The sequence below is a fragment of the Paenibacillus sp. OAS669 genome, from assembly GCF_014873645.1.
GTDB lineage: Bacteria > Bacillota > Bacilli > Paenibacillales > NBRC-103111 > Paenibacillus_S > Paenibacillus_S vulneris.
The window spans coordinates 136,387-152,958 of record NZ_JADBDR010000017.1 but is presented as its reverse complement, the minus strand read 5'-3'; the positions used below and the strand labels follow the sequence as shown (position 1 = coordinate 152,958).

The following is a 16,572-nucleotide window of genomic DNA, read 5'->3' as shown; positions in this document are numbered from 1 at the left end:
CCTACAGTCTTTTATCGATGTAACTCAAATTTTCGGTGCAATGCCCGGACCGCTTTGACCATGTCGATGCCCTGGACAAGCACCCATATGGTCGTATTCGAATCCGCCGATTGCAGAATGCTTATATCTTCTTCCGTCAATGCCTCTACAATTTGCGCCATAATCCCAGGCACACCATTCATTCCTCCACCAATAATTGATACTTTGGCACAGTTTGAGGTGCATTGCGGTTTATATCCTAGTTCATTTAAAATGCGGACAGCACGGTCCAGCTCATGATCGTAAACCGTATAGACGACTCCGGACGGATTCACGTTGATGAAATCAACACTGATATGATGCTGAGCCATGGCTTTGAATACTTGCAGCTGTAAGTCATAAACTCCTTCACCTGCTGCCACTTGAATTTGAGAAGTATTCGAAAAGCTTGCGATTCCCGTTACAAAACGGTCCTGAATCACATTTCGGTCCTGACTAATGGCGTCTGGATGCGTAACCAAAGTTCCCGGGTCCTTGCTGAAGGTAGATCGTACCCGTATCGGAATACTGGCGTTCATGGCCACTTCTACCGCCCTAGGATGGATCACCTTGGCACCATGATGAGCCATATTGCAAATCTCTGAATAGGAGACGACCGAAAGGCGTCTCGCATCCTCGACAATTCGCGGATCAGCCGTCAAAATGCCGTCCACATCGGTAAAAATATCGACGATTTCCGCCTTCAAGGCAGCTCCTAAAGCTGTTGCCGTCGTGTCACTGCCGCCTCTGCCCAAGGTCGTATAGTCATTCGTTTTCGTTTGACCTTGAAAGCCTGTTACGATAACAACCTGACCCGCCTCTAGCAATTCTAGGATTCTCGCTGGTTTAATAGAAACGATCTGGGCATTGCCAAAATCGTTATTTGTAATTATCCCTGCCTGAGCTCCGGTCAGAACACTGGCGGGAATTCCTTTTGCGCACAGCAAGCTGCATAACGTTGCGGCCGAAATGATTTCTCCGCAGCACATTAGTATGTCTTTCTCGCGTGGCGGCAACTGATTGCCGTTCTGATGAATAAAATCCAATAACGTATCCGTTGCATAGGGCTCGCCTTTTCTCCCCATTGCCGATACGACGACGACTAGCTTGTATTCTTGTTCTATAGCAGCTTCGATATGTTCTATGACTTGTGCTCTTGCCTCGGCGTTGGAAAGGGACGTGCCTCCGAATTTCTGAACCAGAATTTTCATGAGGTCCCTCCTACAGGCTTTCTTTAGAAAGCCATCTTCGTAAGCATTTCATACCGCTCTCAAGTACAAGCTGACAGCAAAATCATGCTGCCTTCCTCTTTTTGAAAACGGTTCATTATAAAAGAAAAGCTAGGCTTCCGTTAGGAAGCCTGCCTCGATTACTCCTGCTCGATAGCGATGTACTCTGCGATTTGTACGGCGTTCCAGGCAGCGCCTTTCAGCAGATTGTCCGAAACAATCCACATATTCAAAGCACGCGAATTGCTCAGGTCACGACGCACACGACCAACGAATGTATCCAGCTTACCTGCGGCATCCGTAGCAAGAGGGTACTGCTGCTCCGCAGGATTATCCAAAAGCACGATGCCTGGAGCATCAGAGATCAATTGTTTTGCTTCCTCTATATCAAAAGCTTCCTTCAGCTCGACATAGACCGATTCCGAGTGTCCATAAACTACAGGAATACGCACGCAAGTTGCTGTAACTTCAAGCGTGTCGTCTCCCAATATTTTTTTCGTTTCATTGATCATTTTCATTTCTTCGTAAGTAAAGCCATTATCCATAAATTTATCGATTTGCGGAATTGCATTGAATGCAATCTGATGTTTGACCGGTAGTGCCCCAACCGGCAAAATTTGCGGTTCAACCGGGTTCCCGGCCAAAATCTCTCGTGATTGTCGCAGCATTTCATCAATGGCGCGGGAGCCTGCGCCGGATACCGCTTGGTAAGTAGAAACGATGATTCGAGAAATGCCATACCGATCATACAATGGTTTTAGTGCAGCTACCAATTGAATTGTAGAGCAGTTCGGATTCGCAATGATCCCTTTGTGCTCATTGATCTTGTCGATGTTCACTTCCGGAACAATCAATGGCGTTTCCTCATCCATACGATATGCGCTCGTATTATCGATACATACCGCTCCATGGCGAACCGCATGCGGTATCAAATCGAGACTCACACTGCCTCCAGCACTAAATAAAGCGATATCTACGCCTTGAAAGCTATCGGCTGTCGCTTCTTCAACGGTTAGTTCCTGTCCTTTGAATTTCAGCTTGGTCCCAGCGGAACGGGCCGAAGACAACAGCCTCAATTCTTGAATAGGGAAGTTGCGTTCTTCCAACAAACGAAGAATTTGTTCTCCGACCGCTCCTGTTGCTCCGACTACCGCAACGTTGAATAATTTTTGGTTCGACATCTTGTTCGTCTCTCCCTATGCAAAAATCATTATTGGTAATTGAACCGTTCAATGATCATCGGCTGAAGCTGTTTTCCCTCTAAAGCCGCTTCGCAGGTTTCCATAATCTGATCCATGCGGGCGACGAGCGAATTAGGCTTCGCCATTGGAGCATCCTGACCGAACGGGACAAAGTAAATGTTTTTGGTAATCAGCAGCTTACTGATATTCATAGAATTAAGACCAAGTCCATCATTCGTGGAAATAGCCAAAACAACAGGCCGTTGATTGCGCATTTGCGCCTTCGCGGCCATCAAGACAGGACTTTCTGTCATTGCATTAGCGAGCTTGCTGGTCGTATTCCCTGTGCAAGGCGCGATGACGAGCACATCAAGTAATTTGGATGGCCCCAGTGGTTCCGCATCTACAATCGAGGCAATAATATCATTGCCCGTAATTTCCTTCAACTGCTTCTGCCAATTTTCAGACGTTCCAAATCGGGTGTCTGTCGTAAGTATCGTGAACGAAACAATCGGAACCACTTTGGCTCCGGCATCCACAAACCGTTGAATTTGCGGCATTACTTCAGCAAACGTACAATGCGACCCTGTTAAAGCAAAGCCTACGGTCTTTCCCTGCCAATTCATTCCACATTCCTCCTCTGTCCTGCATCCTCAAGGATAATTCGGCTCAAGGTGTCGGCAATGATGCGGCCGGCTGTCTTCGGCGCAACAATTCCAGGGAGTCCTGGCGCAAGCAAAGCCTTGATCCCCCGCTTCTCGGCAAAACGAAAATCAGTTCCGCCGGGCTTGGAGGCCAAGTCAATGATCACTGCACGATGTGGAATATTGGCAATTATTTGTGCTGTGACTATCATAGACGGAATTGTGTTAAAAAGCAAGTCAATATTCGCCACCTGAGTATACAAATCCTGCGTATAAAAAGGGATAAAGCCCATTTCCCAAGCCCTTGCATAGTACTCTGGCTTGTTGACGCCAACCTTCACTTTAGCCCCCAGCCCCTGCAAAGTTCTGGCTAAAGTGATGCCGGTTCTGCCAAATCCGAGCACCATCGAATTGGAGCCGTGAATCGTAAAATCCGTGTTCTGAATAGCCATCATTAAGGCGCCTTCGGCGGTTGGAATGGAGTTGTAAATGGCAACATCATCCCTATCGAACAATTCGACTAGTCTGATGGAGTACTGTGAGCACAGTTTCCGTAAATAAGGCTTCGCCATTCCCGTAAACACTCTTGCATGCTTGGGTAAAGCTTTGAAATGTTCTTCCGTAAGCCTCAATTCGGATGTAGAAAAGATACTTTCCACATTTCCGTGATCATCGGTTCCAACAGCAGGTAGTATGATTGCATCCACTGCCTCAAGGGCTTCGGGGCTCAGCTCTGTTTTGGTGATGCCGCTAAATTGATTTTGTAAATTATCAAAACCGATCAGCACGATGGAAGCATCAAGCTCAGAGCATTTATGAATAACTTCAAGCTGGCGTGCATCACCACCGATGAGAGCCACTTGAATTCCTGTTAGCATTCAATCTCACCTCTTTCTAAGTCGCTTTCGATAACTCATCTTATGCGGCCGCCCAAGGATGGGTTACAGACACGAGATTGATGCCTATTAAGAACCCCCCGCATAGTTCGACATTGATTTTGAAGCCCCTTGTCCTCTGCCGGAATCTCCGAAAATGATATAATGCCAAGAAAAAAACACCCTCCTGCGAAGGAAGGTGTTTCTGTTATTTGGTCCCGGTATGGCCGAAGCCTCCGGCGCCGCGCACGGTTTCCGACAGCTCGTCTACCTCTGTTAATTGAATGGCAGGTACAACCTGAAATACCATTTGGGCTATTCGTTCATTTCTTTGTATGGTAAAGGGCTCCTTGCCGTGGTTGATTAGAAGCACCTTGACTTCCCCTCGATAATCCGCATCAATAGTACCCGGCGAGTTTAAAGTTGTGATTCCATTCTTATAAGCAAGCCCGCTCCGCGGTCTAATTTGCGCTTCCAGCTCATCCGGCATAGCCAGGGCGAATCCGGTCGGGATCAGCATCCGGTCGCCAGGCTGCAAAGTAATCGGCTCACTGACGGCGGCATGCAGATCAAAGCCGCTTGCCAATGCCGACATCTTCTGAGGAAGCTGAATGTCCTCATTGCCCGGAAGTCTCTTGATTTGTACGTTATACAAGCTGATCCCTCCTGAAGCCGTCGATGACATCATCCTTCTGGCCGACCATAGCCAGCGCGAACGGCACGGACATCATATGATTGGCCATGTCTTGAATGTCGGACAGCTGAACGCTTTCGATCCGTTCAATGATTTCGTCCATCGTGTTATGCTTACCCAGCATAAGCTCATTTTTACCCAAACGGTTCATTCTGCTGCTTGTGCTTTCCAGGCTCAGGATCAAGCTGCCTTTCATTTGTTCCTTCCCTTTCTTCAGTTCTGCGGCAGTGAGCCCCTTCTGCTTGATCTCGCTCATGAGCTCCATCGTAACCTTCAAAACATCGGCTGTCTGCTTCGGTGCCGTTCCAGTGTATATCGTAAACATTCCGCCATCCTGATAGGAGGTGTGATACGAATAAACGGAATAAGCCATGCCTCTTTTTTCACGAATTTCCTGGAACAATCTGGAGCTCATTCCCCCGCCGATAGCATTATTTAATAGAACCATGGCATATAGGCGGTCATCCTTGGCGGATAAGCCCGGGAAGGAGAGACAGATATGGTTTTGCTCGGACTTTTTCTCATGAAACATCAAATTTCCGGCAAAGGACGGGGTGACTAACGTTTGCTCTGCTCCCGTATTTTGGAATTCGCCAAAATGCTTTTCTATCAAGGCCATCAAGCTGTCGTCCACATTGCCGGCAATAGCAATAACGGTGCGATCGATGGAATATTGATCCTTCATGTAATGACGAAGCGTATTCGAATCCATCGCCGAGAGATTCTCTTCCGTTCCTATGATGGTGTAGCCTAATGAATGCTCTTCGAAAGCCGCCTTCGCAATTAAATCATGAACCATATCGTCCGGAGTGTCTTCATACATGGAGATTTCTTCAAAAATAACGTTCTTTTCTTTCTCCAGCTCCTCCGGATCGAACGAAGAACGGAAAAACATATCAGCCAGAACTTCAACTGCTATAGGTAAATGCTCATCGAGCACTTTGGCGTAGTAGCATGTATATTCTTTGGAAGTGAACGCATTCACGTTCCCGCCAATTCCATCAAAGATTTCGGCAATATCCTTGGCGGAATATCGATCTGTTCCTTTGAACAGCATATGCTCGATAAAATGGGAGATTCCGTTGTTCTGCACATGTTCATTGCGCGAACCTGTCTTCACCCAAATTCCGAAAGATACGGAGCGGCACGTAGGAATTGGTTCCACGATGACCCGCAGCCCATTGTTTAATACATATTTATTCAATGAATGGAGCCTCCTCGGAAAATCTCTGTATGTATCTTTATGTATCTTAATGATATTACCATTAATGCGGAGCAGACTCAACTTCGGGAACGCGATTTGATGAAATTAACTCGCTGACTGTCCCCAGTACAAGCCCCTTACTTTTTATGATCTTGATCATTTGCTGCAAAGCGCTGCTGGAAGACGCTGTAGGATGCATCAAGATCAAGGAGCCCGGCTCTACTTTTGTCGATATTTTACGGATGATGGTAGCCGGCTCGGGCTTCATCCAATCTACCGTATCCAAAGTCCACAGGATCGTCTGAAGCTTAAGCGAATGCGCTATATTGACCGTTTCTTGATCGAAATCACCGGATGGAGGAGCAAACAGCCTGTTCTGCACCCCCAATTCTTTTTCAAGAAGAAGCTGGGTCTTCGTGATTTCCTCGGTAGCTTTAGCGCTAGAAAGCTCACTCATGTTTTTGTGGGAATAGGCGTGGTTGGACAATTCATGTCCTTTTTCCTTGATTTTGAGTGCCGTAGGGATATTATTTTTCAACCAGCTTCCGTCAAAGAAGAACGTCGCATGGACCTGCTCCTTCTCCAATACGTCCAGCATCTTGTCCAGATACTCGTTCCCCCAGGCCACATTGATCATCAACGATACCATAGGCTTGTTCGGATTTCCCTTATAGATCGGCTGAGGCCCGAGCTGTTCCAAACCGATGGCAGGCTTAATCTCTTTGGTTACGATTTTCAGGTTGTCCGTATTCGGCTGCTGTTCGGTTAGCGCAAGGGATTGCTCGATATCCACCTCAAGCCCGTTATAGCCGGGGATGGCTTTCCATACTCGGTCCACTTTGGCATTAATAGGAGCTATGTATCGCCTCTGTGCTTCCTGTTGTATTCTTTGCTTCAATGCCTCGCGTCGATCCTGCTCCAGCCGGTTCATTCCTCCCCATACAGAAGCCGCGGCTGAAGAAATAGTCCACTGCCCCGGCGATGATGCTGCGGAACTGGATTGACGGAGCTTCGCATCTTGTACAAATGCCTGCAGGCTTTTTGACTGCTGAATACCGAAGAATGCGGCTGCGAAAATACCGGACAATACTAACACCTGAACTCGTTTCATAACCTTGCTCCTGTCGTTAGATCGTTTGTCCCATTCATATGCGCCTTGGGACAAGATTATGACTCGGGCATCCGTTTTCAGGCAAAACAAAAAGAGACAGACGACTCTGACTCTTTCTCGTTCTTGCTATAGATGGCTAATATTTTATGATTGGGCAGGTACTTGCGCCGTCAATACTGCTTTACGTGACAAATTCACACGGCCCTGCTGATCGATTTCAGTCACTTTAACGGTAATGGTATCTCCAACAGCCACAACGTCCTCAACCTTGGCTACACGCTCTGTAGACAGCTGAGAAATATGGACCAAGCCTTCCTTGCCAGGCAATATTTCTACGAATGCGCCGAATTTTTCAACGCGCTTAACGGTACCCAGGTAGGTTTCACCAACAACGACTTCCTTCACGATGCCCTCGATAATTTGACGGGCTTTTTCGTTCATTTGCTCGTTGGAGGAAGCGATAAATACGCGGCCGTCTTGCTCGATATCGATTTTTACGCCGGTTTCTTCAATAATTTTGTTGATGATTTTACCGCCTGCACCGATGACATCGCGGATTTTATCCGGATTGATCTGCATAGTAACAATTTTTGGCGCGTATGGCGACAATTGAGGCTTAGGCTGTTGAATGCGCTCCAGCATTTTGCCCAGAATGTGCATCCGGCCTTTTTTAGCTTGTTCCAATGCCTGTGTCAAAATGGCCCGGTCGATACCGTCAATTTTAATGTCCATTTGAAGTGCCGTTACCCCGCTTGCAGTGCCAGCTACTTTAAAGTCCATATCCCCGAGATGATCTTCCATGCCTTGAATGTCGGTCAAGATCGAGAAATGATCCCCATCCTTAATAAGACCCATGGCAACGCCCGCTACAGGAGCTTTGATAGGAACGCCAGCGTCCATCATAGCCAAGGTGCTTGCGCAAATACTTGCTTGGGAAGTGGAACCATTGGACTCCAAAACTTCAGATACGAGACGAATCGTATAAGGGAAGTCGGTTTCCGATGGAATAACCGGCTCAAGTGCCCGTTCACCCAATGCTCCGTGACCAATCTCGCGGCGGCCTGGAGGACGAAGCGGTCTGGCTTCCCCGACACTGAACGGAGGGAAATTGTAATGATGCATGAAACGCTTAGTTTCTTCCAAGTCCAAACCGTCAAGAATTTGTACGTCACCCAATGCTCCCAAGGTACAAACGCTCAACGCTTGAGTCTGACCGCGTGTGAATAAACCGGAGCCATGTGTGCGCGGCAGCAGATTAATATCGCATTCAATCGGGCGAATTTCATCCAAGGCGCGTCCATCCGGTCTTACTTTGTCGTGAGTGATAAGACGGCGAACCTCTTCCTTGACGATATCGTACAGCGTTTCCTTCACATCGGCCAATTTCTCAGGCGTTTCTTCGTATTGGGCTGTGAAGTGCTCTACCGTCTCGGCATTGATGGCGTCGATCGCATCTTGTCTTGCATGCTTCTCGGCAATTTTAACCGCTTCAACCAATCGTTCTTGTGCATAGGCGCGCACTTCGCGATTTACGGTCTCATCAACGCTGTGCAGCTTAACTTCCATTTTCGGCTTTCCGGCAACTTGCACCAATTCCTCTTGGGCTGCTACAATTTTGCGGATTTCATCATGACCGAACATGATCGCTTCCAGCATGACTTCTTCAGGCACTTCATCGGCGCCCGCTTCTACCATCATAATAGCATCTTTGGTGCCTGCTACTACGAGATGAATATCGCTCTTCTCCGCTTGCTCCAAAGTAGGGTTGATGACGAACTGCCCGTCAACACGGCCTACGATAACGCCGCCAACAGGTCCGTTGAACGGAACATCGGAGATGCTGAGCGCAGCGGAAACCCCGATCATGGCTGCAATTTCCGGAGAACATTCCTGATCCACGCTCATAACGATGGCTACGACTTGTACGTCGTTACGGAAGCCTTCAGGGAAAAGCGGGCGGATCGGACGGTCTGTCAAACGGCTTGCGAGAATCGCCTTTTCGCTCGGACGGCCTTCACGTTTGATGAACCCGCCAGGAATTTTACCTACGGAATACAGACGCTCCTCATAATTCACGGTTAACGGAAAGAAATCAAGATCCTTCGGTTCGGCGGAAGCCGTCACCGTACAAAGCACCACGGTGTCCCCGTAACGTGCTGTTACGGCAGCATTCGCTTGCTTGGCTAGACGACCCGTTTCAAGAATGAGCGGGCGCCCGCCTAAATCCATTTGTACTCTTTTTTCCATAAAATCCTCCTAAGAGTTTCTGCTAAGAAACTTTCTACGTAAGCGACAGCTTCCGGTCAAGAAACTTTCTTCCTACACGATGCTGAATGGTTCTACTAACACTTCTTCATAATGCCTAGTATTTCCTTCTTTTTCGAAATAAATCTCGCTTCGGCTAAAAGAAACATACGAAAAAGCAACCGCGCTGCCCCTGTCCGAGCCCAAAACGGACCCAAACAGCAGACAACCGTGGTTGCTCCTTTGAAATCAATCTGATTATCGACGAAGACCAAGCTTTTCGATAAGGGCGCTGTAACGTTTAACGTCTTTGTTTTTCAAATAAGTTAACAGCTTACGGCGTTGACCTACCATCTTCAAAAGACCGCGACGAGAGTGGTGGTCTTTCTTGTGTGTTTTCAAATGGTTTGTCAGGTTCACAATATTTTCAGTAAGAATTGCGATTTGCACTTCAGGAGATCCTGTATCGGATTCATGAGTTTTATGCGTTTGGATCAATTCTTGCTTACGTTCTTGTGTCAATGCCATCGTTCATTCACCTCCATAATTGAATATCCCCAATGGCCCAGAGAGCGCCGGAGTAGTCGAATCTCCATGCCATGGTTCATGCCGGACCCTATTGGTTCGACAACGTTTTATAGTATAGCACAGATGCAGGATAAATGTAAAATAAAGAAATGAAATTATGAATATTTTTCTGCCAAAATTGTCCGCGCCCTATCCGCATCCGAGCGGATTTGGGTAATTAGTTCATCCACGGAACCGAATTTGCGCTCAGGCCGCAGAAAAGAAATAAATTCTACCGTGACAGAGCTTCCGTAGATCGAGCGTGAGAAATCAAATAAATGAGCCTCCAAAGTGGGCTTATCCAAATGTTCAACGAAGGTCGGCTTTTTCCCGACATTCATGACCGCATGATGTACCTCTCCATCCACAATCACTTTAGCGGCATACACGCCAAGCGTCGGAATGACAAAGGATTCGGACATTTCTATATTCGCTGTCGGAAAACCGATCGTGCGACCCCGCCCGTCCCCGGTCACAACGGTGCCGGTAATAGTGTAAGGACGGCCTAACAAGAGATTTGCCTCCTCCAGCTGTCCGCTTTGCAAATATTCGCGCACCAGCGTGCTGCTTACCTTGCTGCCGTTCAGCAAAAACGGCCGTATCACCTCAACGGCAAAGCGTCCCGCTGCGAGCTCGCAGAGCGTATCCGGCGTACCTGCACCCCGGAAGCCAAAGGTAAAATCGAAGCCCACGATCACCGTATTCACATTCATAGGAATCAGCATATTCTCCACAAACTGTTCCGGGGTTACTTTCATAAACTCCGAATCAAAAGCAACCAAATAGCTGTTATCCAAGCCCATCCCGGCAAGTATTCGTTCCTTTTCGTTGGCGGGCGTGAGCAGCTGGGTGTATTTATGCTGCCCCAGCACCTCTTTGGGATGAGGATGAAAGGTCATGATCGATGCAGGAATATGCATGTTCTTCGCCGTCTGCAGCGCCCGCTTGATCACTTCCTGATGACCGAGATGAATGCCGTCAAATTCCCCGATGGCCAATACCTGGGGTACTGTAGCTATCGAATCTTTACCTTCGACTATTGGGTAATTTAAATGTATAGATTGCATCGAATATGTCACCTGCATTCTTTTCAGACGAAGCTTGCTACGAAAATACTTTAACTGGCTGCAGTTCCTGTTTATCGCGATTCCATAGAAAAATCCCTATAAATCGGGAGCTTTCGCTATAAACCGCGTAATTAAGCCCTTCAGCGTCTGTTAAAGCCGTCTGCTCCGAAGGAGTCAAGGTCAGTTTTTGCCCAAGCAGCGCCTTGCGAGTCTGCCTTTCACTCAAACACACCTTGGGCATATGAGCTAAAGCTATTTCGGCCGGTATCAGCTTGTCCGATAAACCGCCCTGCTGTTGAAGCAGCTCCAGCTGCTCCAAGGTAAGACATTGCTCCCGTCCGATGCTGCCCGAGGAAGTACGGACAAGCTCCGACATTACCGCCGGGTATCCGAGTGCTTTCCCAATGTCCACACATAACGTGCGGATATAGGTTCCTTTGGAGCAGCGGACACGGAAGCGAATTTCCGGGTGATGCATATCAAGATTCATTTGTAATATCTCAATTTGATAAATTGAGACTTTACGCGACTTGCGCTCTACTTCAACCCCCTGGCGGGCCAATTCATACAGCCGCTTGCCATCGACTTTAACCGCCGAGTACATAGGGGGAACTTGCTCGATTTCGCCTACGAATGAATGCAGCGTCTCACGCACCTGTTGTTCTGTCAGGGTGACTTGGTCTGCTTGCTCGATGATTTGACCGCTTGCATCCTCCGTATCGGTAGCAAGACCGATTTTTAAAGTTGCTTCATATTCCTTGGGAAGCTCCTGGATATATTCTACCAGACGGGTAGCACGGCCAATGCAAAGCGGCAGCACACCGGTCACTTGAGGATCCAGCGTTCCTGTATGGCCGATCCTTTTTATCCTTAGAATACGTCTCGCTTTGGCAACCACATCATGTGATGTAAATCCAGCCGGCTTCCAAATCGGAAGTATTCCTTCTAACGTTTCGTTCGTCATCCCAGCGCTAAACCTACTTCCTTAACCACCCGTTCGATGGCTTCGTCCAGCGTCCCTTCGACAGCACATCCTGCCGCGCGGACATGTCCGCCGCCGCCGAAGGCTTTGGCAACCTGTGCCACATCCACCTTGCCGTTGGAGCGCAAACTCACCTTCACCATGTCTTTCCGTTCTTTGAACAAAATGCCCACCTCCACGCCTTCAACGCTTCTCGGGTAGTTGACCAATCCGTCCAAATCCTCGTTACTGGCGCCGCTTTGTTCAAGCTCGTCTAATGTGACCGAAAGCCAGGCTACTTGGTTGCCGTGAGCGAATTTCAAGGTAGACAGGCTGCTTTTGATGAGTGCGATCTGCGGGTAGGACAGCTTTTCGAGCAAATGCTCGGCAAGCTCATGCCCTTTAACCCCTCGCTCAAGCATATCCGCAGCAATCCGCATTACCTTCGGCGTAGTGTTCGAGTACCGGAAGCCGCCTGTATCGGTTAACAGCCCCGAATACAGGCAAACATTAAGCTCTTGCGAAAACGGAATGTTCATCGTCATGCAAAGATCATACAGAACCTCGACGGTTGCAGCGGCCGTATCCACCACTAAATTGCAGCTGCCAAAACGGTCATTCGTTGCGTGATGATCGATATTTAACAGCTTTACATCCGCAGATAAAAGCTGACTTACACTGCCCATCCTGGAAAAGTCCGCGCAATCCACGCAAATGACGCGGGTAAACGACGCTTCCATCGATCCTGCCGAAGCTTCGTAATCGACCACTGTCTGTTGTCCGGCACCCATGTACCTGAACTTCTCAGGCATGTTCCCCTCGTTGATAAGGGTATACTGCTTGCCCAAAGCGGTCAGCATCCATGCTACGGCATATGTAGACCCGGCGGCATCCCCATCCGGATGAATATGGGATACCACCAGAAAATGATCGTTCTCACGAATGAATTGCGCAGCAGCCTCCAAATGAGCGGCATACTCGTCCTGCCGGGATAGTGCCGTCATGGCTGCGCATTCTCCCCGTTAATTTGGTTCAGCAGCTTCTCGATATGACTGCCGTAATCGATAGATGCATCGAAACGGAAGATCAGATCCGGAATTTTACGCAGCCGGATTCTTTTGCCGAGCTCCGAACGGATAAATCCGCTGCCGCGGCCCAGCGCTTTTAACGTTTCTTCCTTTTGCTCGTCAGTACCGAGGACACTTAAGAACACTTTGGCTTGAGACAAATCATTCGTTACCTCGACGCCCGTTACGGTAATAAATCCGATACGAGGGTCTTTCAGCTCCGATTGGATGATTTGGCTAAGCTCCTTCTTAATTTGTTCTCCGACTCTTCCTACGCGAATACGCGCCATTCAAATCACCTCTCAACTGTCTCCATTACGAAGGCTTCGATAATATCCCCTTCTTTAATATCGTTGTATTTATCCAGAGATATACCGCATTCGTAACCTTGAGCAACTTCCTTCGCATCGTCCTTGAAGCGTTTGAGGGAGTCAATGTTACCTTCGTACACAACGATTCCGCTGCGGATCAAGCGCATTTGAGCATTACGGGAGATTTTACCGGAGATGACCATACATCCTGCAATCACGCCGATTTTGGAAACCTTGAATATGTTGCGGACTTCTGCTTGCCCGATAACAACCTCTTTATATACAGGATCCAGCATCCCTTTCATGGCCTGCTCGATTTCCTCAATAACTTTGTAGATGATGCTGTGCAGACGAATGTCTACTTTTTCTTGGTCAGCCGTATTCTTCGCTTGCGGCTCCGGACGCACGTTGAAGCCGATAATGATAGCATTCGATGCGGAAGCCAGGATAACGTCGGACTCAGTAATCGCACCTACGCCGTTATGCAGGATTTTGACGCGAACGCCTTCGATATCGATCTTCTCAAGAGATCCGCGAAGGGCTTCAACGGAGCCTTGTACGTCCCCTTTGATGATCACGTTCAGGTCTTTGATTTCGCCGTCTTTAATGTGTTTATACAGATCGTCCAATGTAACACGAACGTTCGCGCCCATTTCCGATTGTCTCAACGTAACAGCACGTTTCTCGGCAATCGCTCTTGCTTTACGCTCATCCTCGAAGCAGATAAACGGATCGCCAGCTTGCGGCACTTCAGTTAAGCCGGTAATCTCTACAGGAGTAGATGGACCAGCTTCTTTCAATCTCTTGCCTCTGTCGTTGACCATGGCGCGAACGCGGCCAAAGCATACGCCGGCTACGAAGCTGTCTCCGACTTTGAGCGTACCGTGCTGAATCAGAACGCGTGCAACCGGACCTTTACCTTTATCCAGCTCGGCTTCAATAACCGTACCTCTGGCACGTTTGTTCGGGTTAGCTTTCAGTTCTTGAACTTCAGCGACCAAAAGAATCATATCAAGCAGATTTTCAAGACCGATACGCTGTTTAGCGGAAATATTGCAGAAGATCGTGTCTCCGCCCCATTCTTCCGGTACCAGTTCATACTCGGTAAGCTCTTGCTTGATTCGATCCGGGTTAGCTTCAGGTTTATCCACTTTGTTAACCGCAACGATAATCGGCACTTTTGCCGCTTTAGCATGGTTGATCGCTTCTACGGTTTGAGGCATAACACCATCGTCTGCTGCGACCACAATAATAGTAATGTCCGTTACCTGTGCACCGCGGGCACGCATTGATGTGAACGCTTCGTGACCCGGAGTATCCAGGAACGTAATTTTCTTATTATGGATTTCGACCTGGTACGCACCGATATGCTGGGTAATTCCCCCTGCTTCGCCCTCGGTTACGCTTGTTTTTCGGATAGCATCCAACAAGGTCGTTTTACCGTGGTCGACGTGACCCATAATGGTGACTACCGGTGGACGCTCCAGCAGATCTGCTTCGTCATCCTTCTCTTCGAACTGCTCAAACTTATCTTCCTCAACCGGAATTTTCAGTTCGACTTCAACATTATAGTCACTTGCAAGCAGTTGAATGGCATCCAGATCAAGCTCTTGGTTAATGGTTGCCATAATGCCCAGGAACAACAATTTCTTGATAACTTCCGAAGCATCCTTATGCAGAGCTTTAGCCAACTCGCCAACCGTCATCGTACCACGAACGATAATTTTTTTAGGGGTATTATCCACTTTTTCCTTCTTCACAGGTTCTTGCTGGAATCTCCCCTTCTGATTGCGGTTGTTACCCCGATTGTTTTGCGGGCCTCTTGAAGTACTCACTTTATTATCGTCAAAACGCTTCTGGTTCGGTTTGGTCTTCTTCGTTGTCTTGCCTTTGCTAGCTGCATCCTCTTGATCTACATCAACGGGTAAGCTAGCTCTTGAAGGGCCCGCACCAATAGATTTGTTGAAGGAGTTGGAGGCTCCTTGACCTGCGCCACGTTGATCAGACGATGGCCTGCGTTGATCGAATCCGCCTTGCGGACGACCGGAACGCTGGTCACCAGAACGGCTGCCGTTGCCGCCGCCAGGTGCACCGCTGCGGTTGCCTTGACCTTGATTGTATCCGCCGCTTGGACGGTTTTGGCTTTGGCCTCCGCCTTGCTGGCTGCCGCGGTTCTGATTGTAGCCTCCGCCTTGTTGGCCGCCGCCTCGGTTAGGATTGCTGCCGCCCTGCTGGTTGCCGCTGCGCTGTTGGTTGTTATAACCGCCTTGGGAACCTTGACCTTGAGGTCTACGATCTCCATACTGCCCGCGGTTGCCTCCACCTTGACCTTGCTGGCCGGAACGCGGTCCGCTATGGTCGCGGTTGGATTGGCCTTGGCCTCCGCCGGTTCTTTGCTGATTGCTTGGCGTATTGCCTGTTTGGGCTTGAGGAGCCTGAGGCTTAGTGTCTGTCTTAGGTTGTTGAGCTTGTGCTTGTGCGTTTGCGTCTGTGTTCACTGTGTTCGTGCTATTCGTACTGATAGAAGCATTCCCCGTTTCGTTAGTTCCTCGTTTGGCTGCTGCATTGGCTTTTACTTCTTTAAAAAATTTTTCCACACTCTCCACTGTATCGTTCTCCATTACACTCATATGATTGTTAACTGGAATACTAAGTCTTTTAAGAATTGTAATAATCTCTTTGCTGCTCATATTCAAAGACTTCGCATACTCATATACTCTAAGCTTATTATCTTTATTATTGTCTTGTTTACTCAATACTGTCCACCTCCGTACGATTTTCCAGACTTTTCTTCAGCATTTTCGCAAATCCAGCATCGGTTATGGCTAGAACAACGCGTGTTTCCTTTCCGATACTTGCTCCTAACTGCTCACGGCTGCCGTACTGATGTATGGGAACCTGATAGGTACTGCATTTATCGTTCACTTTTTTCAAAGTGTTGGGGGAGGAATCTTCTGCAACAATGACCATCTTGGCCTCGCCCTTACGAACTGCGTCTATGACGGCATCTTCTCCCGTAATGACTTTACCCGCTCTCATGGCCAATCCCAAGTTATTAAACCATTTATTATTCATCATCCACCGCCGCTTCTTTGCCGGCAATGAATTCATCCTCTACTTTAATAAAATCCTGTTCCAAAGCATCGTAAATGTCCGCGCTGACCGATTGCTTTAGAGCGCGATCCAATGCTCGGCTCTTTTTAGCCAATCTGAAGCAAGACAGCTTTCCGCACAAATAAGCTCCACGTCCCGCTTTTTTACCCGTCAGATCAATGATGATGTCGTCATTTGGCGTTTTTACGACGCGAATCAGTTCTTTTTTGGGCATCATTTGCTGGCATGCTACGCATTTGCGAAGAGGTATTTTCTTTTGCTTCATCTTAGATCACCTTCTACTTG

The 16,572-nt window shown here is 48.2% G+C and carries 16 protein-coding genes; all 16 read right to left on the bottom strand.

What is annotated here, in order from left to right; translation table 11 throughout:
• Positions 1-11: 11 nt before the first annotated feature.
• On the bottom strand, positions 12-1,229 hold the full coding sequence (gene dapG / locus GGC63_RS28880; protein WP_192705225.1) for an aspartate kinase: 1,218 nt from the start codon (positions 1,227-1,229) through the stop codon (positions 12-14).
• Positions 1,230-1,387: 158 nt separating this feature from the next.
• Positions 1,388-2,428 (bottom strand): aspartate-semialdehyde dehydrogenase, encoded by a 1,041-nt coding sequence (locus GGC63_RS28875; protein WP_192705224.1) that lies wholly within the window; start codon positions 2,426-2,428, stop codon positions 1,388-1,390.
• 29 nt (positions 2,429-2,457) lie between these two features.
• Positions 2,458-3,054, bottom strand: a complete 597-nt coding sequence (locus GGC63_RS28870) for a dipicolinate synthase subunit B (protein WP_079910216.1) — start codon at positions 3,052-3,054, stop codon at positions 2,458-2,460.
• Positions 3,051-3,950: a dipicolinate synthase subunit DpsA gene (gene dpsA, locus GGC63_RS28865; protein ID WP_079910217.1), complete on the bottom strand. Its 900-nt coding sequence runs from the start codon at positions 3,948-3,950 to the stop codon at positions 3,051-3,053. Before dpsA ends, GGC63_RS28870 begins: the two co-directional genes overlap by 4 nt.
• A gap of 205 nt (positions 3,951-4,155) precedes the next feature.
• Positions 4,156-4,602, bottom strand: coding sequence for a dUTP diphosphatase (gene dut, locus GGC63_RS28860; protein WP_225948563.1), 447 nt, complete (start codon positions 4,600-4,602; stop codon positions 4,156-4,158).
• Positions 4,595-5,845 carry a M16 family metallopeptidase gene (locus GGC63_RS28855; RefSeq protein WP_192705223.1) on the bottom strand — a complete coding sequence of 417 codons (1,251 nt, stop codon included), beginning with the start codon at positions 5,843-5,845 and terminating at the stop codon, positions 4,595-4,597. The genes dut and GGC63_RS28855 overlap by 8 nt, the downstream gene beginning before the upstream one ends.
• A 61-nt stretch (positions 5,846-5,906) precedes the next feature.
• Positions 5,907-6,956: a polysaccharide deacetylase family protein gene (locus tag GGC63_RS28850; RefSeq protein ID WP_192705222.1), complete on the bottom strand. Its 1,050-nt coding sequence runs from the start codon at positions 6,954-6,956 to the stop codon at positions 5,907-5,909.
• A 144-nt stretch (positions 6,957-7,100) separates the two neighbouring features.
• A complete protein-coding gene (pnp, locus tag GGC63_RS28845) occupies positions 7,101-9,203 on the bottom strand; it encodes a polyribonucleotide nucleotidyltransferase (RefSeq protein ID WP_192705221.1) in 2,103 nt (700 codons plus the stop codon).
• Between the two features lie 255 nt (positions 9,204-9,458).
• Positions 9,459-9,728: a 30S ribosomal protein S15 gene (gene rpsO, locus GGC63_RS28840; protein ID WP_079910222.1), complete on the bottom strand. Its 270-nt coding sequence runs from the start codon at positions 9,726-9,728 to the stop codon at positions 9,459-9,461.
• Between the two features lie 155 nt (positions 9,729-9,883).
• Positions 9,884-10,834, bottom strand: coding sequence for a bifunctional riboflavin kinase/FAD synthetase (locus GGC63_RS28835; RefSeq protein WP_192705220.1), 951 nt, complete (start codon positions 10,832-10,834; stop codon positions 9,884-9,886).
• Positions 10,835-10,871: 37 nt separating this feature from the next.
• Positions 10,872-11,798, bottom strand: a complete 927-nt coding sequence (gene truB / locus GGC63_RS28830) for a tRNA pseudouridine(55) synthase TruB (RefSeq protein ID WP_192705219.1) — start codon at positions 11,796-11,798, stop codon at positions 10,872-10,874.
• The gene (locus GGC63_RS28825) at positions 11,795-12,799 is read right to left on the bottom strand and encodes a DHH family phosphoesterase (RefSeq protein WP_192705218.1); all 1,005 of its coding nucleotides are present in this window, start codon (positions 12,797-12,799) and stop codon (positions 11,795-11,797) included. Before GGC63_RS28825 ends, truB begins: the two co-directional genes overlap by 4 nt.
• Positions 12,796-13,152 carry a 30S ribosome-binding factor RbfA gene (gene rbfA / locus GGC63_RS28820; RefSeq protein WP_079910226.1) on the bottom strand — a complete coding sequence of 119 codons (357 nt, stop codon included), beginning with the start codon at positions 13,150-13,152 and terminating at the stop codon, positions 12,796-12,798. The genes GGC63_RS28825 and rbfA overlap by 4 nt, the downstream gene beginning before the upstream one ends.
• Positions 13,153-13,157: 5 nt before the next feature.
• On the bottom strand, positions 13,158-15,929 hold the full coding sequence (gene infB / locus GGC63_RS28815) for a translation initiation factor IF-2 (protein WP_192705217.1): 2,772 nt from the start codon (positions 15,927-15,929) through the stop codon (positions 13,158-13,160).
• Positions 15,922-16,251, bottom strand: a complete 330-nt coding sequence (locus GGC63_RS28810) for a YlxQ family RNA-binding protein (RefSeq protein WP_192705216.1) — start codon at positions 16,249-16,251, stop codon at positions 15,922-15,924. Before GGC63_RS28810 ends, infB begins: the two co-directional genes overlap by 8 nt.
• Positions 16,241-16,552: an RNase P modulator RnpM gene (gene rnpM, locus GGC63_RS28805; RefSeq protein WP_079910229.1), complete on the bottom strand. Its 312-nt coding sequence runs from the start codon at positions 16,550-16,552 to the stop codon at positions 16,241-16,243. Before rnpM ends, GGC63_RS28810 begins: the two co-directional genes overlap by 11 nt.
• Positions 16,553-16,572 lie beyond the last annotated feature (20 nt).